Genomic DNA, 24,030 nt, shown 5'->3' with positions numbered 1-24,030 from the left:
TACGTCACTGAAGTAGCCCGAAAGAAAGAATTTTGAAAAACTAACAAAAAACCACTCTCAGAGCTCCGGATACAGGAACTGAAAGCCGCGCTGCACAGTCGGGCCGGCCGCGATGCCCAGATGGCTGGCGGTGCGCAGGTTCAGGGCGGCGTACACGTCGCGCAGAGGCAAGAGGCCGCGCGGCGGCTCGCCCGCCATCACGGCCGTGGCAAGATTGCCAAGGTTGCGTCCAAGTTCGATGTTGTTCGGGTAGAGCGCGAACAGGGCGCCTTTCCTCACATGCAGGAAGCTGCTGGAAAAGACCGGCAAGCCGCGGTTCCACGCTTCGCGCAGCACCAGCGGCAGGATGGTGGTTTCGTCGACCGTGGTGGCGTCGGTGGGCAGCCAGAAGGCATCGCGCCGGTTGTCGGCGGTGGCGAAGGCGCGCTGGTAGAGGCGCGCGGCGCCGGCCAGGTCGGGCGCTTCGAGCGGCGCCAGTTCGACGCCGTGCAGGCGGGCCGCGTCGCGCGCCAGCCGCAGCAGCCACTCGTTGTGCTGCGGGTTGTAGACGACGATGACGCGGCGCACGCCTGGCGCCAGGCTGCGCAGGCGGGCAAACAGCAGGGCCGGGTCGGGACTGAGGCAGATGCCGGTGTGCCTGTCGCGCTCGGGCAAAGAGGAAATGCCGCTGACCACCAGACCGAGCCCGGGGTCGAGGGTCTCGGCGGCCTTGAGGCCCTGGCGGCCGAGGGCGATGACCACGCGCACGCCCTGACGTTTGAGCGCCGCGCCCAGGTCGGCCGGGTCGTGTGCGGGAGCGAGCGGCCATGCTTGTACGCGCTGGTGCAACTGTTCTTCGATGCCGCCGATGATGTCGGTGAACACTTTGCGCACGGGGTCGGGGAGGTCGGGAAAAAGCACCGCGACCGGACCCGGCGCGGCAGTCTCGTTCGTAAAGATGGTCTGCGCGTACAGTGGCGCGTGCGGCGCGGCCAGCGCGGCGCACAGGCGCAGCAGCAGCGCGCGCCTGTCCGGAGCGGGCGGCGCAAGCTTATCGATGGCGCGGCGCCCGGCCATGGACGCGACGACGCGGTTGCGCCATCGCTGCATCGGGCTGGTGGGCCGCGCTTGGGTATCGTCTCGGCATGTGATTATTCACACTGTTTCTTTGTAGAATATCTTAGCCGAGTTCTGGCGCCTTGAGTGTGCTGTCTTTACATCAACTGTGCTGGCGTGGCATTTAACAGACGTTTGATGTTTATCAGAACGTGTTTTTCCAGGTGCGCAGGGCGGCAAAGGCGGCTTGCGGCGTCCGCGGGTCCAGTTTTCCCAGGGCCACCAGGTTGGCGACAATATCGGGGTGGCGGTCGCGCAGGAAAGGGTTGGTGGCTTTTTCCAGGCCGATGGTCGAGGGCACGGTCGGGATGCCGCGCTCGCGTTTGGCCGTTTCCGTCACGATGCGCTGCGCGATCAGCGCGTTGGCGGGTTCGGCCGCGGCGGCGAAGCGCAGGTTGGACAGAGTGTATTCGTGGGCGCAATAAACGGCCGTGTCGTCCGGCAGCGCGAGAAAACGCGCGAGGGACGCGCGCATCTGCCCGGGCGTGCCTTCGAACAGGCGCCCGCAGCCGCCGGCAAACAGCGTGTCGCCGCAGAACAGCCAGTGTTCGCCGGTTCCCTCGCGCAGGTAGGCGATGTGGCCCAGGGTGTGTCCGGGTACCTCCAGTACGCGCAGGGCCAGCCCCAGGCCGGGGACCTCGACCAGGTCGCCCTCGCCGAGCGGCACGCTGACCGTGGCGATGCTTTCGGCGCGCGGGCCGTACACTGGGACCTGCGCGTGCGCGAGCAGTCCCGGTACGCCGCCAATGTGGTCAGCATGATGATGGGTGAGTAAAATGGCGGTGAGCGTGAGATGATGCGCGGCCAGGGCCGCGATGACGGGCGCGGCGTCGCCGGGGTCGACCACGGCGGCGTGCACGCCATCGTGGATCAGCCACAGGTAATTGTCCTTGAACGCGGGGACGGCGAGCACGCTCAAGGGGCGGGGCGTCGGATACGTCATAGTGAAGGTGTCGGCAAAGGGGTAGGCATGGATAGCGCGGCATCCGAAAAATCCATTATAGCGCTCGATGACTGGCTGCAGACGCCGGCAGGCGCTTACGTGCGCGCGTGGGAACAGGCTTGCCTCGACGAGCTGACGGCCGATATCTTCGGCTACAACGCGGTGCAGATCGGCTTGCCGCAGATCGATGCGCTGGCCGCCAGCCGCATGCCGAACAAGTGGCAGGCGGCCATGCGCACCTCGTCGCACGAGCAGGTGGCGCTGGGCGCGGGCAAGCGTCAGATTGCCGTGGCGCTCGATTTCGCCGAGCTGCCGTTCGCGTCGCAAAGCCTGGACCTGGTGGTCATGCCGCATGTGCTCGAATTTGCGGCCGAGCCGCATCAGGTGCTGCGCGAGGTCGAGCGGGTGCTCATTCCCGAGGGCCAGCTGATCATCTGCGGCTTCAATCCGGCCAGTTTGTGGGGCTTGCGCCAGGGGCTCAGACGCGTGACGCGCTCTGCCTATTTGCCGGTGGCGGGTGAATTCATTTCTATGCCACGTATGAAAGACTGGTTAAAATTGCTCAATCTGGGCGTGAGCCGCAGCCATTTCGGCTGCTATGCGCCGCCTTGCCGTACGGCGCAGTGGATCGAGCGCTATGCCTTCATGGAGCCGGCCGGACAGCGCTGGTGGCCGTATCTGGGCGCGGTGTACATGGTGCATGCGATCAAGCGCGTCAAGGGCATGACCATGATCGGTCCTGCCTGGAATAAAAAATCGGCGACGGCGCCGCAAGCGGTGCCCGCCACTAATCGGAAGTAAAGACAGCGAAAGCAGAGAAAGCCAGGATGAGCAAAGTAGAGATTTTTACCGACGGTGCGTGCAAGGGCAATCCCGGCACCGGCGGCTGGGGTGCCTTGCTGGTGGCCGACGGCCACGAGAAGGAAATCTGTGGCGGCGAACTCAATACCACCAACAACCGCATGGAGCTGCGCGCGGTGATCGAGGCGCTGAGCATTCTCACGCGTCCGTGCGAAGTGGTGCTGCATACCGACAGCCAGTATGTGCAGAAGGGCATTTCGGAATGGATCCACGGCTGGAAGGCGCGTGGCTGGAAAACCGCGGCGAAAGAACCGGTCAAGAATGAAGACTTGTGGAAGGCGCTCGATCTGGCGCAGGCGCAGCACGCGGTGGAATGGAAATGGGTGCGCGGCCACAATGGCCATCCGGGCAACGAGCGGGCCGACGTACTCGCCAACCGCGGGGTCGAGACCGTCCGCCGCTGAGCGGACGTCGCTGGCCGCGCGCCTGGTTTGTTATACTGCGCGCCTTGTTTCACTCATCACCCAGATTACCATGCGCCAAATTGTCCTCGATACCGAAACCACCGGCCTGAATCCCCGCACGGGCGACCGTGTCATCGAGGTCGGCTGCGTCGAACTGCATAACCGTATGCTGACGGGGAATAACTTCCACCGTTACATCAATCCGGAGCGCGATTCGGAAGAGGGCGCACTGGCGGTGCACGGCCTGACCACGGAGTTTTTGCGCGATAAGCCGAAATTCGCCGAGATTGCCCAGGAGTTACGCGAGTACATCCAGGGCGCCGAAGTCATCATCCATAACGCGCCGTTCGATCTGGGGTTTTTGAATAACGAGTTCAAGCTGCTCGGGCTGCCGACGTTTACCGAGCATTGCAGCGGGGTGATCGATACCCTGGTCAACGCCAAGGAAATGCATCCCGGTAAGCGCAACTCGCTCGATGCACTGTGCGACCGCTATGGCGTGTCGAACGCGCACCGCAAGCTGCACGGCGCGCTCCTCGATGCCGAGTTGCTGGCCGATGTGTATTTGTCGATGACGCGCGGGCAGAACAGCCTGTCGATGGATGTGGAGGATGAGTCGGCCGGCAGCGGCGGAATGCTGGAAGCGGTGGCGCTGGCCGAGGTGATCGTGCTGGCCGCCAGCGCGGACGAGCTGGCCGAGCATGAAAGCGTGCTTGGCGGGCTGGACAAGGCGGTGAAGGGAAACTGTATTTGGAGAAATTACGCAGAAGCGTGACGTTTCGCGAAACGTATGTCATAATACGCCCCGCTTCGGGAGGTTAGCTCAGGGGTAGAGCACTGCATTCACACTGCAGGGGTCGCAAGTTCGAAACTTGCACTTCCCACCAAGAATACTAATGAAATCAAGGGCTTGCGAAAAATCGTCAGGCCCTTTTTTATTGGGCACGGAAACATTACGGAAAACTATCCGTCATGGCGGAACCTGCGCCTTTCGTAAGCGCTAGAACTACCTGGTCAAACTCAACTATATCCAGGCGGGCACGGAGCTCGCGCTACCTGCATGCCCCACACATTCTGCGCCTGATAACGCCGAGGCGTTCGCGCAGGTTCAGGATGTTTGGAACAGCGCTTCTTCAATGCAATCTAACAGCCAAGGCAACCCCGGTTTCGGCGTGCATTTCTTTCCAAGAGTGCTGCATGCCCGCGCTACATCGCGCGATGTGAGTAAATAGGCGAGTCGCTTTTGCATTCGGGTGGTCGTCAGGCGCTTTGCAAGCAAGACTTTAGCAACACCTAATCGCTTGGCACGAAGACCGTTATCGAACTGGTCGTAGGCAAATGGCACAATGAGTTGAGGTATTCCTGCACGAAAGGCCTCCGCAGTGGTCCCTATGCCACCGTGGTGCACAATTGCTGCCACTCGTGGCAGCAGTGCATCGAAAGGTGCATGGGGTTGCCACATGATGTCAGACGGTAATGAATCAGGCAGTTGTGCCGCATGTGGAGTAATGAAGAGTCCGCGTCGCCCGAGCTGCTTCAATGCATTCGCTGCAACATTAAAATAGCGTGCAGCATGCTGGTGTCCTGTCCCTGGAGTGAAAACAATCGGTGCGGTTCCATCGGACAGAAATCGCTCCAGTTCGGGTGACAACGCGGCCGGGCTGCTTATGCGAGCACTCACAAAATCACCTTCCGTGAAAGGCTGAGGCCAATCAAGCTGAACGGTGGCGAACCAGCTTGGGAACAAGCCCAGCGACGCATCAGGCACTGTCAGCATATGCTCGAAGAAATGCCGCACTGGTGGCAGCTTGTGTTGGCCTCGTGCTGCGTTAAGGCTCGGCAAGGTGAGGGGATCGATCCAGCCCTTGTGAATCAGTCTCCACAGCGCCTGTCGCCAACTGATCGGAATCCAGGATGGAATACGCAACGACCCCGCTGTGAGCATGTCATGACTGCTGCACAGGTTCGACGGGGCCAGATATGGGCAAACAATCCGCAAATCCGGTCGAGCCGCCCTTGCAAGCGCAGCCATCGGAACGAGAATTGGGTGGCATAACACCACGCACGATTGCTCGGCTGGAAGCCGCTCAATGAGCTGGCACATGGCATTGAGGTGAGGTACCAATCCCTTCCAGACCACCCCCCAACCCTTGCGTTCATCCCAAAGGTCGGGGTCGTTTAGTTGGGCCTGAAACTCCTCATGGGTGCCGAAGGTTTGAAAAGGAAGGCCTGATGCCTGGACGGTCGCATCATGGAAGCCTGGTATGAGCATCATTACGCGATGTCCGCGTTCAAGCAAGCACTGGCCTAACCTGACGAACGGAAGCAAGTCGCCAGCTGTTCCGCTGGTGGTAATGATGACGAGCGGTTTCTGGGACTGATTGAACATACCGTGCGCCGTCGTGCGTACTGCTGCCAAATCAGAATTGCTTTCGGTTGTCACGGCTTCCATTTTTGCCCTTATTGTTTGGTGATCGCTGCATTCCGATGTTGGCCGATGGCAGTCACTCACCGGAAAGCGAACTGCCCTCGAGCGGCGGCGGCCGTTTGCTATTGTTGCGAGGTCAATCGTTGCGCAAGCGTGTACCAAAGTCTGTCAGGTAGGCGAATAACTGGTGGAATCGCCCGTCGCCTTGACCGCCTGTGTGCACCAGGCCGATCAGTGCCAGGAATGCCAGCTGCGCAAGCGCTTCGACATCGGCGCCCTTGGCGGAAGGGGGAAGCAGGGCGCGCGCGGATTCACGCGCGAACTCCAGCCGTAGCCCGTCCACCCGCTGCAACAGCTCGTTCACCCGCTTGTCCTTGCCCGCCCAGGCACGAATGGCAACTTCACGTCCGGGCTTGAGTTTCGCCACCACAGCAATGTAGCGCTGCAGCATGGCCAGCGGATCGGCGGCGCTGTGCGCCTCGCTGATCACGTCGACCGTGTACTCCACCTCCCAGCGGCCCAGCAGCTGAGCGATGAAATCCTGCCTGCTCGCGAAGTGATGGTAGAAGGAACCGCGGGTCACGTTCAAACGCCGCGCCAGGGCCTGTGCCGACACCGCCTCGTAGCCGTACTTGTCCAGAGCATGGAAGCCCGCCTGCAGCCAGGAATCCCGCGTCAGCCTGATTTTCACATTGGTCTCACGAAAGTGAACGATGAGCGCGCTATTATAAACTTGCCGATCATCATGGTTTTCCGCTCCAGGCTTTCACCCGTACCACACCAGCAGCGCCACTATCAGCAGTGCGATCCAGCCCGGATGCTTGCCATGGGTCCCCACCAGCACCAACATGCCGCCCGCTGCCGCAGCCACCACGAGCGCGTCGATGACCAACGCCGGCACCGCCGCATTGGACGCGTAAAGCAGGATGAACGCCGCTGCCCAGCCCAATACGCTGGAGAGATGCCAGGTAGCCCACAGGATGCGCACATGGCGCTCGAGCAAATGACTGCCGCCATCGGTCGGAATCAGGCCCCCGGCTCGCAATCGGCTGAAAATCAGGCGCTCGCCAAACACCGAGTGCACCACGCCCACGATGATCATCAGTATGCTGCCGGAAAGAAACCACGGATTCACGATATGGTCTCCAATGGGCGGGCCAGACAGGTTGAACGGGTTTTGACGGGGCGGGCGCGGCACGGCCGACTTGTGCTGTGCCCGCGCACGAGATCAATCGATTTGTTTTTCATGCACGAACTCTAGCGAATGCAGCGCCAACATACACAGCCTGTTTCCTGGTCGACGATTGTGAACGGTGTGTTGCATTGACTGATTCAATCCCCACCCCAAACGGACACGCAACGGCAAAATTCCTGAGGTTTAGCGACCTCCCGCTGCCCCAACAGCTTTGCTCCTCGACCTGCTGTAAAAGGCGGTCTTTCGAAACATAAAGAGCCGGCTTCAGCGCCTTTACCCTGTCAGTTCCAGCGCCGCTCCGGTATCATGCGGGGATGAATAAGATTTCTTCCCCTCCGTTTGTCATTGGTGTCGCTGGCGGAAGCGGCAGTGGCAAGTCAACGGTGACTCAGCAAGTACTAGCTTCGTTTGGTGCCGATATGGTGTCGGTCGTGATGCAGGACGATTACTACTGCGACCAAACCGATCTCACTCCCGAAGTCCGCCGCAAGCAGAATTACGACCATCCGCAGGCATTCGACTGGCCGCTGCTGGTACAGCATATCCAGGCCTTGCGTAACGGCGAGCCGATCGAGATGCCAGAGTACGATTTCACGATCGACAACCGCTCCGACAAAACCATTCCAGTCAAACCTGCCCCGGTCATCGTGATCGAAGGCCTGTTTGCCTTGTATGACGCAGACCTGCGCAAAATGATGTCGCTGAAGATCTTTGTCGACACCGCTCCCGATGTCCGCTTCATCCGCCGCATGGAAAGGGATATTACCGAACGCGGGCGTACGGTTGAAAGCGTTGTCGGCCAGTACCTGGAAACAGTGCGGCCGATGCACAAGCAGTTCATCGAGCCGACCAAGCGTCACGCCGACGTCATTTTGCCTCACGGTGCTAATGGCCCGGCAATCGATGTGATCACGACGAAAGTGGCGAGCGTCATCGGCCAGTTGAAGCGGCCCTGACCTGACCTCCTCGATTGCCTCGGCATCTGCTGCTGTCGAGCCACGATGTAACGCACCCGCGCACGCTGCTGTGGCCATGTCATCCGCCCCAATCTCTCAGGGTGTCGTATACATACCGCACTCAGGTTAGCGCTTGGGTCGCGCTTTGAAAATAGTGGCGCGCAGCCCGCGCAACATCACGATGTCGACAAGGATATCGATCGGCGTCGCCGCATGTTTCCTGCGAGACTATCAGCCCACGTGTGGACGTGGAGCCTCACAATTTGGGGGAAATTGCGGCATCCGTATGTGATGATAGCGTGCTCTGCAGTAACCATGAGCGCTTGAAGCGACTACCCGTTCCTCTGGCGGAGCATTGTGGGATGTTCTATTCTTACCGGGATGGTACATTCGAAACTTCCCTTGCCAATCAACGATGCTAATGAAATCAAGGGCTTGCGATAGATCGCCAGCCCCTTTTTCATTGGGTACGGAAAAAGTACGGAAAACATTTCTGGGCGAGCCGGAGGTTGGATGCATGTCGCGGTCATCAAATCGAGGCAGCTTTACTTTCGTCACGGAAACAATGAGCGCGAGTCGAGTTTTATCGGTAAATGCGCCACCGATAGCCAGGAGTATTCTTGACCTGGCCGCACGTGTTGGTCTTGGGTTTGTCAGCGACGACTACTGAAAGAAAGAACAAAATGAAACAACTGATCGCTTTGCTGTGGTTGGCCGCTTGTTGCGCCTCGGCTTCTGCCGCCGCAACGGAAGGGGGAAATAATGTCTCTCAGCATCAAGGTTTCGTGGCGATCCGTGTGTTTGCCAACACGCCAGATACGCAACCTCATAGCTGGACACACCTCAATGTAATTTCTGGTATGGACAAGGAATTTAAGCTGGAACTGAAAGTGTCGCATAGCCGGCATACATCGAAGATCTTCGCCGGCTATCTTCCTGAAGGAAATTATCGCTTGCAACGCATCGTTGGCCTGCAAAGTACGCCCGAGATAGGGGCGGGGTTCGACTTCGCGGTACGGCCGGGGGCATTGACCAACCTGGGAACGCTGATCTACCAGCCGATCGGCGAAGGAAAGGCGACTTTCGTTATTTATGATAAACAGGTCGATCTCGCCCGTACCCTGTCAAAGGAATTTCCAGCGCTGGCGAAAGACCTCAGCGACACCGCAGTGATCGGATGGCGCAAAGTGGCTACGCCAGGCGTGGGTGCGTCCGGTCAGGCAATCCCGATGTCGTTGCAGTACGGTATAACCGGAGCGCTGATTGGCGGCATGGTCAAGAAGATGGCCGAGACCGAAAAACGCATTGCCTGGGAAGGTGCGAAGGATCCCGCGCTTCGGGTCATGCTGTCTAAAACGAGCACTTACTCTTTGAATGCAGCCCAAGAATTGCCGGACGGTGAGCTACTCGCCGGTAGCAATCTGGGGCAATTACTGTTGCGTAGCAGGTCGGGTGAGTGGAGGAATATCGATTTGGATGACCCTCGCGAGATCACTGCCCTGTATGCGAGAAGCCGCATGCACATCACGGTGGGCGGGGAAGAGGGCATGCTCAAGCAGTCGACGGATGGCGGTCTTACTTGGGTGGATTTGGACATCCCGATTGAAAACGGCCTGATAGCGCATGTGGCCGAAGTCAATGGGGAACTGTTCGTGATGAGTATTGCTCAGGGCAAAATCTCTTTGCACAGTCGAATGAACACTCCCGGTAGCCGATGGGGTGAACTTGCAAATCTGCAGGGGATGGGCATTTTACCGCATGTAAACATGCCAAGCCGAGCCGCGATTCACAATGGAAAGTATCTTTTGATCCTTCCGGGCAAGGAAATACATTCCCTCGATTTGGCGACACGGACATGGACAGTGTCCCGTGTGCCGCAGGAGATTCAAGAGATTGGCAGCAACGGTGAGTCAGTATATTCCACCGGCTTTTTTCAGAAGCCCCACCTTTCTCACGATGAGGGAGCAAGCTGGAGCAAACTTGATTATGCCTGCGGCGGCTTTGTGTCCATCGTGCACGACTTCGCGATGCTTAACAAGAATGAAGCATGGTCGCTCTGTCATGTCGGCGGGGCATTTGTCACCAGCTCACGTATCAGGCATTCGAAGGACGGGGGGCGTACCTGGACAGATTTGCTAGCGGAAACTCCGTTGAAAAGTACCAGGATGGTCGTGAAAAAATCCGTACTGCTTTATATCGATCGGGACGTTCGCATATTCTCGAGTGCCGATGGCGGGCGTACCTGGATGCGAGACATAAGAAAACTTCCTGATGTCGCGCCCGCCTCCGGGGACGACACCTTGAATCGCCAGCCGAAATAACCGCCGCATGACGCGCAGGTGACGCGCGGCAGGCACGATATTGCGCTCCATCGGCCTCGCGCGGGCCACGTTGTACCTGATTGACGGATGGCTGCCTGCAACTTGCAGCAACTCGTCCAGGTGAAGCAGCCGGGTGCCCTCTCACCCCCGCGGCCGCCCGGTCGACCGGATCGTCGAATGCGGCTGGCGCCATCCGCACATCCACATGCCCTTCATCGCGCAGCAAGTCCGGCTGGCGAATAGCCGGCATACGTGTACCGCCCCCGCGCGACGCTGGCTCGCACTTGGTCACAGCCAATTCAGAGCGGCTGCCATATTCCCCATCTCCATGGACACAAGAAAAATTTCCTGCATTTAATCGATGCTGCTCAGTAAAAAGATAATGTCACTTAATATTCGGCAAATAATTCTTTTTTATCGCTATATTCATTTCATTAAATTAATTTTTATGCAATTCGCATATTAAAAAAAGAAAATGACAAACCGTGATAATTGCTTTACTGTTCTGGCTGTGCGAGCTGATAGCTATGCCGCCGGGAAATACGAATATTTACGCTTTTCAATGCACCTGCATAGGATATGAGTTTATGTCGTGCCTTCTACAATATCGAACATCCAGAGATTCCCGTCTTCCCGATCTGCCTCTTTCCCTGGCCAGTCACGCGTGTAGCCGCTGCGATTCCCTCGCCGGGCCCACCTAGCCAGAACATTTTTTAATCTGACTATCACCCTTGCGCATGCAGGGAGCCACACCGCGCGCGGGTGGGGAAAGACACGCCAGCAAGCCACCGGAGCAGTGGCGGCGATCATAAAGCCGGAATTTTAGTTAATAAAAATAAACATAATGCGATTACGGGAAATGGCATCGGTTATAAACGCCGAGGTCGCGGCAGAATGTTCTCTCGATAATCGTTTCGCACGCCTGCCATGATTATCGCCGACCACTTATCCGATATGAATGGTGCCCGTGCTCAGCCTTGCCCAAGTTACTAACGACATTGTAAAGGCAGACAGTTTGCTGCTGAGCATCAACTTCGGAGGAGTGGAATGGAACGGACGAGTGGAGACAAGCATACCGATTATCCCGCAGCCATGTTGGCCGCACGGTTTTCGATCGCACAGGAAGCAGTCTGGTCCAACCTGGCGCATCTGGCCAATCGCTGTTCCTGCAGCGCCGGATGGGTTTGTCCGGTAACGCGGCCATGCGATCCGTCGGACTTGCGCGCCGTTCTCCAGCGCCTGGTCGATGCGCACGATGTCTTGCGCATGGTGCTGGTCCAGGCGGGCGGCGTGGTCGACAACATTCCCGTTCCGCATATCCTGGCGGCGGCCGAAGCGCCACTACGCATTGTCGATCTGTCGGGCCACGCCGACAGCGCGCAACGCGCGGCGCGCTATATAGAAGAGGCGAAAAGTGCGCCTTTCGCCCTCGACGGCAGCCTGCTCTGGGAGTTGCTGCTGGTCCGCTCCGGCCCGCAGGACGGCACGTGGGTATGTCGCTGCCATCCTCTTGTCTGCGACAGCGCAGCCCTCCGGCTGCTCCATCGCGCCATTGTCGATGCCGGACAGGTCCTCGCACCGGCCGCGCACCCCTTGCTCGACCAGTCGCGCGCGGACGATGCCTATCTGGCCTCGGCCGCCTGCGCGCGCGACCAGGCCTTCTGGCAAGAGCGTTTTCCCGTACCACCGGCCCCTCTGTTCGCGCCACACGCCCGTGCGCCCGACAACAGCGCGGCAAACACAGTGTCGTGGCACATCGTGCCGGCGCTGCGTGCGCGGCTTGAAGCAACCGCAAGCGAGCATGCCTGCACGCTGACCGATGTGTTATTGACGGCGCTCGCCACCTGGTTCGACCGCATGCAGGCGGCCGGCGGCACGGTCGTCATCGGCCTCGAACGGCAACACCAGCGCGCGCTTGGGCGCTTCTCGACGGTCGTTCCGGTAACCATCCGCTTGCGCGATGACGACACCTTCGCCCACAACATGCGGCGCGTAGCCGACGAAGTGGGGCTATGTGTGGCGCATGAACGCTACCCGCTGTCGCGTCTTGCCTGGCGCGCAGATGCGGCGCAGCGCCTGGCCGACGTGGTCCTGTGCGTGGACGATGCTGCGTCCGAGGCTGGCGGAGACGGCCCGGCGTTCTTCGGCCACGGCCTGGAACATGCCGCGCTGGCAGTGCTCGTCCACGGTGACGCAGCCCACACGCGACTCGATTTTCACTGGAACAGGCAGGTACTGGCCTACCCGTATGTCGCGGCGCTGCAACGCGCGCTTGCCGTCGTGATCGAGGCAGTGGCAGCCGGCGCCCCATCGGCATTGTCCGCATTGCCGCTGCTGGGCGCTGCGGAACGGCGACGCGTGCTCGCCGGCTTTAACGCCACCGCGCGCCACTACCCGCAAGACGTTTGCGTCCACCAGCTGGTCGAACGGCAGGCGCAGAGCGCGCCCGATGCCATCGCGATCGAGTCCGGCGCCGGCGCCTTGAGCTACGGCGCCCTCAACGCGCGCGCCAACCAGCTGGCGCATCACCTGCGCACCGTGGGAGTGGCGCCCGATGCGACCGTTGCCCTCTACCTGGAACGCGGTGCGGACATGGTCATCGCCATGCTCGCCGTGCTCAAGGCCGGCGGCGCCTATGTGCCGCTCGACCCGGCTTATCCGCCAGTGCGCGTCGCCTGGATGCTCGCCGACAGCGGCGCAGCGGTGTTGCTGACCCAGTCGCGCCTGGTGGACGGCATCGAGCCGGCGGCCGGAATGACCGTACTCGCACTCGACTCGCCGCTGCCGCCATGGCAGCAACAGCCCTGCGGCGACCTGTCGCGCGCCATGAATGGCCTGGCTTCATCGCACCTGGCCTACGTCATCTACACGTCCGGCTCCACCGGGCAGCCGAAAGGCGTGATGGTCGAACACCGCAACCTGGTCAATCTGATCGGCTGGCACTGCGAAACCTTTCCGCTGGCCCCCGGCGAACGCGCTTCGAGTACCGCCGGCATCGCCTTCGACGCCTGTACCTGGGAAGTCTGGCCGCCATTGTGCATGGGCGCCGTACTGGCGCTGGCGCCGGCCGATGCCGCGGGCGACCCCGTTGCATTGCTGGACTGGTGGAACCAGCAGGATCTGCACACCAGCTTCCTGGTGACCGCGCTGGCCGATATCGCCATGAAGCGCGATGCGCGCGCCGCCAGGCCGCTGCGCACCTTGCTGGTTGGCGGCGACCGACTGGCCAGGGCGCCCGCCGCCGATGTCGACTTCGAACTCGTCAACAACTACGGACCGACCGAAACCACCGTGGTCGCCACGTCCGGCCGCATTCTTCCGGGCGACGCGGTCATCCACATCGGCCGTCCCATTGCCAACACCAGTATCTATCTGCTCGACCGCCATGGCCAGCCGGTTCCCGTGGGGGTAGCGGGCGAAATGTACATCGGCGGCGCCGGCGTGGCGCGCGGCTACCTGAACCAGCCGCGCTTGACCGGGGAGCGCTTCCTGGCCGACCCGTTCGCCGGCGCGCCCGATGCGCGGATGTACAGGACGGGTGACCTGGCGCGCTGGCTGGACGACGGCACCATCGAATTTTTGGGCCGCAACGACCAGCAGGTCAAGATCCGCGGGCTGCGGATCGAACTGGGCGAAATCGAAGCGCAACTGGCGTGCCAGCCCGGCGTGCGCGAAGCGGTGGTGCTGGCGCGCGAAGATATCCCGGGCGATCCGCGCCTGGTGGCCTATATCACCGGGACCGCCGACGCGCGCGCGGTGCGCGCTGCGCTCTCTCTCTCTCTGCCGGCCTACATGGTTCCCGCCGCGTGCGTGCCGCTCGACGCGCTGCCGCTCACCCCCAACGGGAAAATCGACCGCAAGCTGCTGCCGGCTCCCGGGGCGTCCGCCTTTGCGCAGCGCCCGTACGCGGCGCCGCAAGGCCCGCTCGAACAGGCACTGGCCGCCATCTGGGCCGACCTGCTGCAATGCGGGCCGGTGGGACGTGACGACCACTTCTTCGAACTCGGTGGCCACTCGCTGCTGGCGGTCGAACTGATGGAACGCATGCGTGGCGCATCGCTCGCCGCCGATATCCGCACCTTGTTCGCCCAGCCGACCATCGCCGCCCTGGCCCTGGCGGTGGAACATGGGGAACCGTGCCGCGCCGACGCTCCGGTCGCGCCGAACGCTATTCCCACTGGCTGCGCCAGCATCACCCCCGCCATGCTCCCGCTGATCGAACTTGACGCGCTACAGATCGATCGGATCGCCGCGGTAGTACCCGGCGGCGCGGCCAACATCCAGGATATCTACCCGCTGGCGCCGCTGCAGGAAGGGATCCTGTTTCACCACCTGATGCAGACCGAAGGCGATCCCTATCTGCTGCTTGCCGCCTGGTCCTTCGATTCGCGCCAGCGCATGGACGGTTTCGTGCAGGCGCTGCAGCAGGTCATCGATCGCCATGACGCGCTGCGCACCGCCGTCGTGTGGGAAGGCTTGAAGGAACCGGTGCAGGTGGTCTGGCGCAGCGCACCGCTCGACGTGCAGGTACTCACGTTTGCGCATGGCGAGGCGGCAGCCGGCCTGGCCGAACATACCGACCCGCGGCGCTTGCGCCTCGACCTGCGCCAGGCGCCGCTGATGCGGGCCTTTGCCGCCTTCGACGCCGACCGGCAGTGCTGGCTGCTGCAGCTGCTGCTGCATCACATGGTGGTCGATCACGCCACGCTGGCCCTCCTGTTGCGCGAGGTGGCCACCATCCAGGCTGGCGGCGCGCAATCCCTGCCGCCGCCGGTCCCGTTCCGCGATTTCATCGCGCGTTCGCGCCAGACGGGTAGGGCGGCCGCGCACGAAGCCTTTTACCGCGACATGCTCGGCGACGTCGACGAGCCGACCACGCCTTTCGGCCTGGCCGACGTACGCGGCGACGGCAGCACCATCCGCGAAGCCGAACGCATGCTCGGCGCAAGCCTGTCGCAACGCTTGCGGCGGCAAGCCAGGGCGCTCGGTGTCAGCCCGGCCAGCCTGTTTCACGCGGCATGGGCACAGGTACTGGCGCGCGGAACGGGGCGCGACGACATCGTCTTCGGCACGGTCCTGTATGGGCGCATGCAAGGCGGGGCCGACGCCGGCCGCGCCATGGGCCTGTTCGTCAATACGCTGCCGCTGCGCATCCGCCTGGGCGACACCAGCGTTGTGGAGAGCGTGCGCGACACCCACGCGGCCCTGGCCCGTCTGGTCATGCATGAAGATGCGTCGCTGGCACTGGCCCAGCGCTGCAGCGCGCTTCCGAACGGCACGCCCTTGTTCTCTTCGCTGCTGAATTACCGCCACGGCGTCGGGCTCGACACGGTTCGCTGGGGCGAGGGCATTGCAATGGAGCCGGTGCAGGAGCTGAGCAACTACCCATTCAGCTTGCGCGTCGACGACCTGGAACACGATTTCCGGCTCAGTACCCTGATCGCGCTGCCGGTGCCGGCGGACCGGATTTGCGACTATATGCATACGGCGCTCGAGCAGATCGCCGAAGCGCTGGAACACGCACCGCAAACGCCGGCATCGCGCATCGATGTAATGAACGCCGCCCAGCGCCATGAAGTGCTGCGCACCTGGAACGACACCCGGCGCGAAGTCGGCGCGTCGTTCGTGCATGAACTGCTCGAGCTGCGCGCGGCGCAATCGCCCGCGGCGATCGCCCTGGAGGCGGACGGAGAAACGCTCAGCTACCGCGACCTGAACGAGCGTGCCAACCGCCTGGCCCATCACCTACTGCGCCTCGGCGTGCGGCCGGACACGCGCGTTGCGCTGGCCCTGGAGCGCGGCGTGGCGCTGGTGGTCGGCATGCTCGCCACGCTCAAGGCGGGCGGCGCCTACGTGCCGCTCGACCCGCACTATCCATCCGAGCGCCTTGCTTTCATGCTCGACGATTGCCGTCCGAAGGTGGTGCTCACCCAGGCATCGGTGCAGGAACGGCTGCCGGCCTGCCGCGCTCTCATGACGGCCACGGTACTCGAACTCGATGCGGCGTTCGTGCCGTGGGCCGACGCTGACGCGGCCAATCCCGGGCGCGCCGCGAACGGCCTGGCATCGACGCATCTCGCTTACGTGATCTATACGTCCGGCTCGACCGGCAAGCCGAAAGGCGTCATGGTCGAACACCGCAACGTGGCAAACCTGGTTGGCTGGCATACCGACAGCTTTCCGCTGGCCGCCGGCGAGCGGGCCTCGAGCAGTGCGGGCATCGCCTTCGACGCCTGCACCTGGGAAGTCTGGCCGCCCCTGTGCATGGGCGCCGTGCTGACCTTGGCGCCGGCCGACGCCGCAGGCGATCCGGTCGCGCTGCTCGACTGGTGGGAGCGGCAGGACCTGCACAACAGCTTCCTCGTCACCGCGCTGGCCGATGTGGCATTGCGCCGCGAGCGCAAGGGCAACGAGCGCTTGAGAACCCTGCTGATCGGCGGCGACCGCCTGCTCAAGGCCCCCGCTGCCGATCTGCCTTTCGAGGTCGTCAACAATTACGGTCCGACCGAATCGACCGTGGTGGCCACGTCGGGCCGCCTTGTTCCGGGGGACCCGGTGATCCATATCGGCCGTCCGATCGCCAACACCAGCATCTATCTGCTCGACCGGCATGGACGGCCGGTGCCGCCGGGCGTGGCCGGCGAAATGTACGTCGGCGGCGCCAGCGTGGCGCGTGGCTATCTGAACCAGCCGCAGCTGACCGAAGAACGCTTCCTGGCCGACCCGTTCGCGGGGACGCCCGATGCGCGCATGTACCGGACCGGCGACATGGCGCGCTGGCTCGACGGCGGCACCATCGAATTCTTGGGCCGTAACGACCACCAGGTCAAGATTCGCGGCCTGCGCATCGAACTGGGTGAAATCGAAACGCACATCAGTCGCCACGACGGCGTGCGCGAAGCGGTGGTGCTGGCGCGCGAAGACAGCCCGGGCGAGCAGCGCCTGGTCGCCTACCTGGTCGGCGATGTCGACCCGCAGGCCGTGCGCGACGCCCTGGCGCGCCAGCTGCCCATCTATATGGTGCCGGCAGCCTATGTGCTGCTGGTAGCCATGCCGCTCACCCCTAACGGAAAACTGGACCGCAAGGCGCTGCCCGCGCCGGAAGGCTCGGCGTATGCCCAGCGTGCCTATGAGGCGCCGCAAGGGGCGACCGAAACGGCGCTCGCCGCGATCTGGGCCGAGCTGCTGCAGCTCGACCGGGTCGGCCGCCACGACCATTTCTTCGAACTCGGCGGCCACTCGCTGCTGGCCGTGCAGCTGATGGAGCGCATGCGCCGCCAGGACCTGGCCGCCGACATCCGTACCCTGTTCTCGCAGCCGACGCTGGCCGCGCTGGCGCGCGCGGTCGATGCTGCCGGCCATGGGAGCGTCATCGCCGCGGTGCCTGCGAATGCCATTCCGGCCGGCTGCACCGCGATCACGCCCGCCATGCTGCCGCTGGTGAAGCTCGACGCCGGCCAGGTCGAGCGCATCGCCCGCACGGTACCGGGCGGAATGGCCAATATCCAGGACATCTATCCGGTCGCGCCACTGCAGGAAGGCATCCTGTTCCACCATCTGCTGCAGACCGAGGGCGATCCTTATCTGTCGTCGGCGACGATGGCGTTCGACTCGCGCGCGCGCATGGACGGCTTCGTGGCCGCGCTTGAGCAGGTCATCGAGCGCCACGACGTGCTGCGTACCGCCGTGCTGTGGGAAGGGCTGGACGAACCGGTACAGGTGGTGTGGCGCCATGCGCGCTTCACCGTCGATACGCCGGCCCTGGGGCCGGGCGACACCGCCGCGCAACTGCGCGCCGTCGCCGATCCGCTGCATTTCCGCCTCGACGTGCGCCAGGCACCGCTGCTGCACGGCTTTGCCGCCTTCGACGAGGCATCGCAAAGCTGGATGCTGCAACTGCTGATGCATCACATGATCCTCGATCACACCACCCTCGACATCATGTTCCAGGAAATGGGACTGATCCAGGCCGGGCGCGCGGACGCGCTGTCCGAACCGGTCCCGTTCCGCGATTTCGTCGCCGAGGCGCGCCGTGAGGGCAGGGCGCGCGACCACGAAGCGTTCTTCCGCAAGATGCTCGGCGATGTGGACGAGCCGACCGCGCCGTTCGGCCTGACCGACATCAAGGGCGACGGTGGCAACATCGAGGAAGTCCGGGCGCAGCTGCCCCCGGCCCTGGCGCAGCGCTTGCGCCGCCAGGCCAGGGCGGCCGGCGTCAGCGCGGCCAGCCTGTTTCACTGGGCCTGGGCCCAGGTGCTGGCCAAGATCACGGGGCGCGACGAGGCGGTTTTCGGCACTGTGCTGTTCGGCCGCATGCAAGGTGGCGCCGGCGCCGACCGCGCCATGGGCCTGTTCATCAACACGCTGCCCCTGCGCGTCATGCTGGGCGAGGTGAGCGTGCACGATGGCGTACGCCAGACCCACGCGCTGCTGGCCGGATTGATGGAGCACGAGCACGCGCCCCTGGCCCTGGCCCAGCGATGCAGCGCGCTGCCCAATAGCGTGCCCCTGTTTACCGCCTTGCTCAACTACCGCCACAGCGCCAACGAGCGGATCGACCGCAACGACGATTCCGGCTGGCGCAGCGGCATCGAAATGCTGTCGGCGCACGAGCGCACCAACTATCCGTTTGGCTTGTCGGTGGACGACCTTGGCGAAAACTTCGACCTGAGCGTGCAGATCGCGCGCCCGGTCGATGCCGCCCGCATCTGCCGCTACCTCCAGCGCGCGCTCGAAGGCATGGTCGACGCCCTCGAACAGGCGCCGCAAACGCCTGCATGGCGCATCGCCATCGCCGACCGCGAAGAGCGCCGCCAGGAGCATGGCCAGATCACGCTGGCGCCCGCCCAGGAGCACTGCATCGACCACCTGTTCGAGCGGCAGGCCGCGCGCACGCCGCAGTCGGTGGCGGTGACGTACGAGGATCACTGTCTCACCTACGCGGCCTTGAACGAACAGGCCAACCGCCTGGCGCACCATCTTCGTACCCTGGGAGCTGGCCCGGAGCAGCGCATCGCCATCTGCATGGAGCGCGGCCTGGACATGGTTGTCGCCATTCTCGCCGTGCTCAAGGCCGGTGCCGCCTACGTTCCGATGGACCCGGCCTATCCGGCCGAGCGGCTGGCCTACATGCTGCGTGACAGCGCGCCCCTGCTGATGCTGACCCAAGCCGGCGGCGCCGCTCCCGCTCCGGACGGGGTCAGCGTGCTCGCCATCGATGGCGACGCGCAGCCATGGCAGTCGCTTTCCCCGCTCAATCCGGAGCACACGGGCGCCACGACGCGCAGCCTGGCCTACGTCATCTACACGTCCGGCTCCACCGGCCAGCCCAAGGGCGTGATGGTCGAACACGGCAACGTCGCGCGCCTGTTCAGCGCCACCCAGCCGTGGTTCGGCTTCGGCCCATCCGACGTGTGGACCCTGTTTCACTCCTTTGCTTTCGATTTTTCGGTGTGGGAGCTGTGGGGCGCGCTGCTGCATGGCGGCCACCTGGTGGTCGTGCCCTACCTCACCACGCGTAACCCGCAAGCGTTTTACGCCTTGCTGTGCGAACGCGGCGTCACGGTCCTCAACCAGACCCCGAGCGCTTTCCTGCAAGTGATGGACCAGCAGGGAGCGCAACCGCACCGCCTGCGCCACGTCATCTTCGGCGGCGAAGCGCTGGAAGTGGGAAGCCTGGCGCGCTGGTTCGCGCGCAGCGATGCCGCCGCCACGCAGCTGGTCAATATGTACGACATCACCGAAACCACGGTCCACGTGACGTACCGGCCCATCGTGGCGGCCGATCTGGCCGGCCGGCGCGAGGCCAGCCCGATCGGACACGCAATCCCCGACCTGCAACTGTATCTGCTCGACGCTCATGGCGAGCCAGTGATTGCCGGCGTGCCCGGCGAAATTCACGTCGGCGGCGCTGGCGTGGCACGCGGCTACCTCAATCGCCCCGACCTGACCGCGCAGCGTTTCGTGCCGGACCCCTTCGGCGGCGGTCCCGGCGCGCGCCTGTACAAGACCGGCGACATGGGCTGTCGGCTGCCCGACGGCGCAATGGAATTCTTGGGCCGCAACGACCAGCAAGTGAAAATCCGTGGCTTTCGCATCGAGCTGGGCGAAATCGAAGCGCAGCTCGGGCGTCTTCCCGGCGTGCGCGAGGCTGTGGTACTGGCACGCGATGACGGGCGCGGCGACAAGCGCCTGGTCGCCTATGTGGTCGCCACTGGCGTGGGGTTCGACGCGGGCGCCCTGCATCACGCGCTCGCCGGCGTTCTGCCCGAGCACATGGTACCGGCGGCGTACGTACCGCTCGCGTCCCTGCCGCTCACGCCCAACGGCAAACTCGATCGCAAGGCCCTGCCGGCACCGCAGGGCGCCGCGTTCGCGCACAGCGAGTACGCCGCGCCGCAAGGACCGGTCGAGGGCGCGCTCGCCGAACTGTGGTCCGAACTGCTGCAGGTCGAACGGGTGGGGCGCAACGATCACTTTTTCGACCTGGGAGGGCACTCGCTGCTGGCCGTGCAGATGACGTCGCGCCTGCGCCAGCGCCTCGGCCTCGAGGTGCCGCTGGCCGCGCTGTTCGCCAAACCTGTGCTGCGCTCCTTCGCCATGCTGGTCAGCGCATCGGCCGCCAGTACCTTGCCGGCCATCGTGGCCGGCCAGCGGCCTGCCGTGGCGCCGCTGTCGTTTGCGCAGCAGCGCCTGTGGTTCATCTCGCAGATGAGCGAGCGCGCCGCTGCCGCCTACCACATGCTGCGCGGCCTGCGCCTGCGCGGCGCGCTCGACACGGCTGCCTTGCAGGCTGCGCTCGACGCCATCATCCGGCGCCACGAAGTGCTGCGCACCCGTGTCGGCATGGTCGACGGCCACCCGGTGCAGGACATCGCGCCCGCCGCCGCCTTCGCGCTCGTTTGCCACGACCTGCGCGAAGCCGGGGAATCCGGTGACGAAGCGATCGCGCGCTGGAGCCGGCACGAAGCGCAGGCGCCGTTCGACCTGGCCCATGGTTCCCCGATCCGCGGCCGCCTGCTGCGGCTGGGGGAACACGACCACTGTCTGCTGCTGACCATGCACCACATGGCCGCCGACGGCTGGTCAATGGGCGTGCTGGCCGCCGAATTGCGTGCGCTGTACTGCGGCGATGAGTTGCCTGCACTGTCGCTGCAGTATGCCGACTACGCGCTCTGGCAGCGCCAGTGGCTGGACGGGGCGGTGCAACGCATCCAGCTGGCCTACTGGCAGCAGCAACTGGCTGGTGCGCCAGGTCTCATCACCCTGCCGACCGACCGGCCGCGCCCCACCGTACAAGACTATGCGGGCCAGAGCGTGCCCGTACGGATCGAGCGCGAGCTGGCCAGCGCCCTTAAAGCCTTGTCGCAAAAGCACGGTACCACTCTGTTCATGACCCTGCTGGCGGCATGGGGCGCCCTGAGCGCCCGCCTGGCGGGGCAGGACGAGGTGGTGATCGGCTCACCGGTCGCCAATCGCGGCCGCGTCGAACTAGAGCCGCTGATCGGCTTTTTCGCCAACACCCTGGCGCTGCGCCTGGACCTGAGCGGCGGCCCAAGTGTCGGCGCCTTGCTGGCCCAGGCGCGCGAGTGCGTCCTGGAGGGGCAAAGCCACCAGGACGTGCCGTTCGAGCAGGTGGTCGAAGCGCTAAAACCGCAGCGCACCCTGTCGCACAGCCCGATTTTCCAGCTGATGTTCGCGTGGCAGAACACGCCGCAGGCGGCAGCGTCGCTCGATGGCGTGGATACGGAGGAAATCATCTTGGAGCACCCTAGCGCCACGGTCGACCTGTCGCTCGACCTGGAAGAGTGCGATGGTGCCATCGTTGGCTGGATGACGTTTGCCAGCGCGCTGTTCGACCGTGCCACCATCGAGCGCCACCTGGGCTGTTTCAGCCTGCTGCTCGCCGGGATGGCGAACGACGACACCTGCGCCATCGACCGCATCGACATCCTGTCGGACACGGAACGCGCACAGGTACTGCGCGGCTGGAACCGCACCCGGCGCGACTACCGGCAAGACCTGTGCATCCACGAGATCATCGAAGAACAAGCGCAGGCAACGCCGCACGCGGTTGCCGTGGAACTGGACGAGAGCCGCCTGACGTACCGTGAACTGAACGAACAGGCCAACCAGCTGGCGCATTACCTGAGCACGCACGGCGCCGGTCCTGAGCAGCGCGTGGCCCTGTGCCTGGAACGCAGCCTGGAGATGGTCGTTGCCATCCTGGCGGTGCTCAAGGCGGGCGCCGCCTACGTGCCGCTCGACCCGGCGTACCCAGCCGCGCGCCTGGCCTTCATGCTGGCCGACAGCGCACCGTGCGTGCTGCTGACGCAGGCCGGCATCGATCTGCCTGCCGAGGTACCGACCGTGCTGCTCGATTGCGCCGAGCGCCCGTGGCAATCGATGCCGACGACGGACCTGGCCCCGGCCCAGTTGGGCCCCACACCCGCGCACCTGGCTTATGTGATCTACACCTCCGGTTCCACCGGCCAGCCCAAGGGCGTCATGAACGAGCATGCCGCGGTGGTCAACCGGCTGCTCTGGATGCAGGACGCCTACCGCATCGATGCCGCCGACGCGGTGCTGCAAAAGACCCCGTTCAGTTTCGATGTGTCGGTCTGGGAGTTTTTCTGGCCGCTGATGCAGGGCGCGCGCCTGGTGATGGCCCGTCCCGGCGGTCACAAGGATCCGGCCTACCTGGCCGACACCATCAGGCGTCACGCCATCACCACGGCGCACTTCGTGCCGTCGATGCTGCAGGCGTTCGTCGACAGCGGCGCCGCCGAAGGCTGCGCGCAGCTTCGGCGCGTCATGTGCAGCGGAGAAGCCTTGCCCGGCGCCCTGGCGCGGCGCTTCGTGCAATGCCTGCCGCGGACGGAACTGCATAACCTGTACGGCCCGACCGAAGCGGCGGTCGACGTCACCGCCTGGCACTGCAAGGGGAGCGACCTGCCCGATATCATTCCTATCGGCCGGCCGATCGCCAACACCACGATCTACCTGCTTGACCGCCATGGAAAGCCGGTGCCGGCCGGGGTGGCGGGCGAAATCCATATCGGCGGCGTTCAGGTGGCGCGCGGCTACCTCAATCGCGACGAACTGACCGCCCAGCGTTTCGTGGCCGACCCGTTTGCGGGCAAGCCGGGGGCGCGCATGTACAAGACCGGCGACCTGGGACGCTGGCTGGCCGACGGCACTGTCGAATTCCTGGGCCGCACCGACCATCAGGTCAAGATCCGTGGCCAGCGCATCGAACTGGGCGAAATCGAAGCGCACCTTGCGCGCCAGGACGGCGTGCGCGAAGTGGTGGTTCTGGCGCGCGAAGACAGTCCGGGCGACCAGCGCCTGGTGGCCTACGTGGTTGGCGCAGCCGATCCGCAGGCGCTGCGCGCGGCGCTGGCGCGCGAACTGCCCGACTACATGGTGCCGGCGGCCTGCGTCGTGCTCGACGCCTTGCCCCTGAGCGCGAACGGCAAGCTCGATCGCAAGGCGCTGCCGGCGCCGGAAGGCGCGGCCTTCGCCCAACGCGCCTACGCCGCGCCCAAGGGCGAGACCGAAGCGGCATTGGCCCGCATCTGGGTCGATCTGTTGCGGCTGGAGCGGGTAGGGCGGCATGACCACTTCTTCGAACTCGGTGGCCATTCCCTGCTGGTGATGCAGCTGATCGCCCGCATCCGGCAAACCTGGGATGTCGACGTGCCGCTCATGGACGTTTTTGCCAACCCAACCCTGTGCGCGCTCGCCAGCGTCATCCTCGATTACGAGTTGCTGGCATTCGACGCCGATGAACTTGAATTTGTGATCTCTCAACATAAGGCTTGAAAA

At 63.8% G+C, this 24,030-nt stretch carries 11 protein-coding genes and 1 tRNA gene; 7 read left to right on the top strand and 5 right to left on the bottom strand.

Annotation, left to right across the window (positions count from 1 at the left end):
* Positions 1-57: 57 nt before the first annotated feature.
* Both CR152_RS24850 and gloB read right to left on the bottom strand, forming a co-directional pair.
* On the bottom strand, positions 58-1,089 hold the full coding sequence (locus CR152_RS24850; protein WP_229413573.1) for an ABC transporter substrate-binding protein: 1,032 nt from the start codon (positions 1,087-1,089) through the stop codon (positions 58-60).
* A 151-nt stretch (positions 1,090-1,240) separates the two neighbouring features.
* Positions 1,241-2,038: a hydroxyacylglutathione hydrolase gene (gene gloB, locus CR152_RS24845; RefSeq protein WP_099879448.1), complete on the bottom strand. Its 798-nt coding sequence runs from the start codon at positions 2,036-2,038 to the stop codon at positions 1,241-1,243.
* A 27-nt stretch (positions 2,039-2,065) separates the two neighbouring features.
* On the opposite strand from gloB, the gene CR152_RS24840 reads away from it, so the two are divergent.
* The 4 genes from CR152_RS24840 (at position 2,066) to CR152_RS24825 (ending at position 4,190) form a co-directional block, all read left to right on the top strand.
* Positions 2,066-2,839 carry a class I SAM-dependent methyltransferase gene (locus CR152_RS24840; protein ID WP_099879446.1) on the top strand — a complete coding sequence of 258 codons (774 nt, stop codon included), beginning with the start codon at positions 2,066-2,068 and terminating at the stop codon, positions 2,837-2,839.
* Positions 2,840-2,865: 26 nt separating this feature from the next.
* Positions 2,866-3,303 (top strand): ribonuclease HI, encoded by a 438-nt coding sequence (gene rnhA, locus CR152_RS24835; protein ID WP_099879445.1) that lies wholly within the window; start codon positions 2,866-2,868, stop codon positions 3,301-3,303.
* 70 nt (positions 3,304-3,373) lie between these two features.
* Positions 3,374-4,078, top strand: a complete 705-nt coding sequence (dnaQ, locus tag CR152_RS24830) for a DNA polymerase III subunit epsilon (RefSeq protein WP_099879443.1) — start codon at positions 3,374-3,376, stop codon at positions 4,076-4,078.
* 37 nt (positions 4,079-4,115) lie between these two features.
* Positions 4,116-4,190: transfer RNA gene (locus CR152_RS24825), tRNA-Val, on the top strand.
* A 221-nt stretch (positions 4,191-4,411) separates the two neighbouring features.
* Here the strand turns inward: CR152_RS24825 and CR152_RS24820 are convergent.
* The 3 genes from CR152_RS24820 to CR152_RS24810 form a co-directional block, all read right to left on the bottom strand.
* Positions 4,412-5,755: a glycosyltransferase gene (locus CR152_RS24820; RefSeq protein WP_229413572.1), complete on the bottom strand. Its 1,344-nt coding sequence runs from the start codon at positions 5,753-5,755 to the stop codon at positions 4,412-4,414.
* A 112-nt stretch (positions 5,756-5,867) separates the two neighbouring features.
* Positions 5,868-6,422 carry a TetR/AcrR family transcriptional regulator gene (locus tag CR152_RS24815; RefSeq protein ID WP_157778721.1) on the bottom strand — a complete coding sequence of 185 codons (555 nt, stop codon included), beginning with the start codon at positions 6,420-6,422 and terminating at the stop codon, positions 5,868-5,870.
* A gap of 75 nt (positions 6,423-6,497) precedes the next feature.
* Positions 6,498-6,866 carry a hypothetical protein gene (locus CR152_RS24810; protein ID WP_099879439.1) on the bottom strand — a complete coding sequence of 123 codons (369 nt, stop codon included), beginning with the start codon at positions 6,864-6,866 and terminating at the stop codon, positions 6,498-6,500.
* Positions 6,867-7,240: 374 nt separating this feature from the next.
* Between CR152_RS24810 and udk the strand changes: the two genes are divergently transcribed.
* The 3 genes from udk (at position 7,241) to CR152_RS24795 (ending at position 24,027) form a co-directional block, all read left to right on the top strand.
* Positions 7,241-7,882, top strand: a complete 642-nt coding sequence (gene udk / locus CR152_RS24805) for a uridine kinase (RefSeq protein WP_099879437.1) — start codon at positions 7,241-7,243, stop codon at positions 7,880-7,882.
* A gap of 683 nt (positions 7,883-8,565) precedes the next feature.
* A complete protein-coding gene (locus CR152_RS24800) occupies positions 8,566-10,203 on the top strand; it encodes a WD40/YVTN/BNR-like repeat-containing protein (RefSeq protein WP_157778720.1) in 1,638 nt (545 codons plus the stop codon).
* Positions 10,204-11,250: 1,047 nt separating this feature from the next.
* Positions 11,251-24,027 carry a non-ribosomal peptide synthetase gene (locus CR152_RS24795; RefSeq protein ID WP_099879433.1) on the top strand — a complete coding sequence of 4,259 codons (12,777 nt, stop codon included), beginning with the start codon at positions 11,251-11,253 and terminating at the stop codon, positions 24,025-24,027.
* The last annotated feature ends 3 nt before the right edge of the window (positions 24,028-24,030 follow it).

The organism is Massilia violaceinigra (assembly GCF_002752675.1).
In the GTDB taxonomy this organism is placed as follows: domain Bacteria; phylum Pseudomonadota; class Gammaproteobacteria; order Burkholderiales; family Burkholderiaceae_D; genus Telluria_A; species Telluria_A violaceinigra.
Note: the sequence above shows the minus strand (reverse complement) of the source record. Positions and strands in the feature narration are given on the sequence as shown.

Coding starts and splice junctions, on each gene's coding strand:
- udk (WP_099879437.1), top strand. CDS start 7,241: ATGAATAAGATTTCTTCCCCTCCGTTTGTCATTGGTGTCGCTGGCGGA.
- CR152_RS24795 (WP_099879433.1), top strand. CDS start 11,251: ATGGAACGGACGAGTGGAGACAAGCATACCGATTATCCCGCAGCCATG.
- CR152_RS24820 (WP_229413572.1), bottom strand. CDS start 5,755: ATGGAAGCCGTGACAACCGAAAGCAATTCTGATTTGGCAGCAGTACGC.
- CR152_RS24840 (WP_099879446.1), top strand. CDS start 2,066: ATGGATAGCGCGGCATCCGAAAAATCCATTATAGCGCTCGATGACTGG.
- gloB (WP_099879448.1), bottom strand. CDS start 2,038: ATGACGTATCCGACGCCCCGCCCCTTGAGCGTGCTCGCCGTCCCCGCG.
- CR152_RS24800 (WP_157778720.1), top strand. CDS start 8,566: ATGAAACAACTGATCGCTTTGCTGTGGTTGGCCGCTTGTTGCGCCTCG.
- rnhA (WP_099879445.1), top strand. CDS start 2,866: ATGAGCAAAGTAGAGATTTTTACCGACGGTGCGTGCAAGGGCAATCCC.
- dnaQ (WP_099879443.1), top strand. CDS start 3,374: ATGCGCCAAATTGTCCTCGATACCGAAACCACCGGCCTGAATCCCCGC.
- CR152_RS24850 (WP_229413573.1), bottom strand. CDS start 1,089: ATGCAGCGATGGCGCAACCGCGTCGTCGCGTCCATGGCCGGGCGCCGC.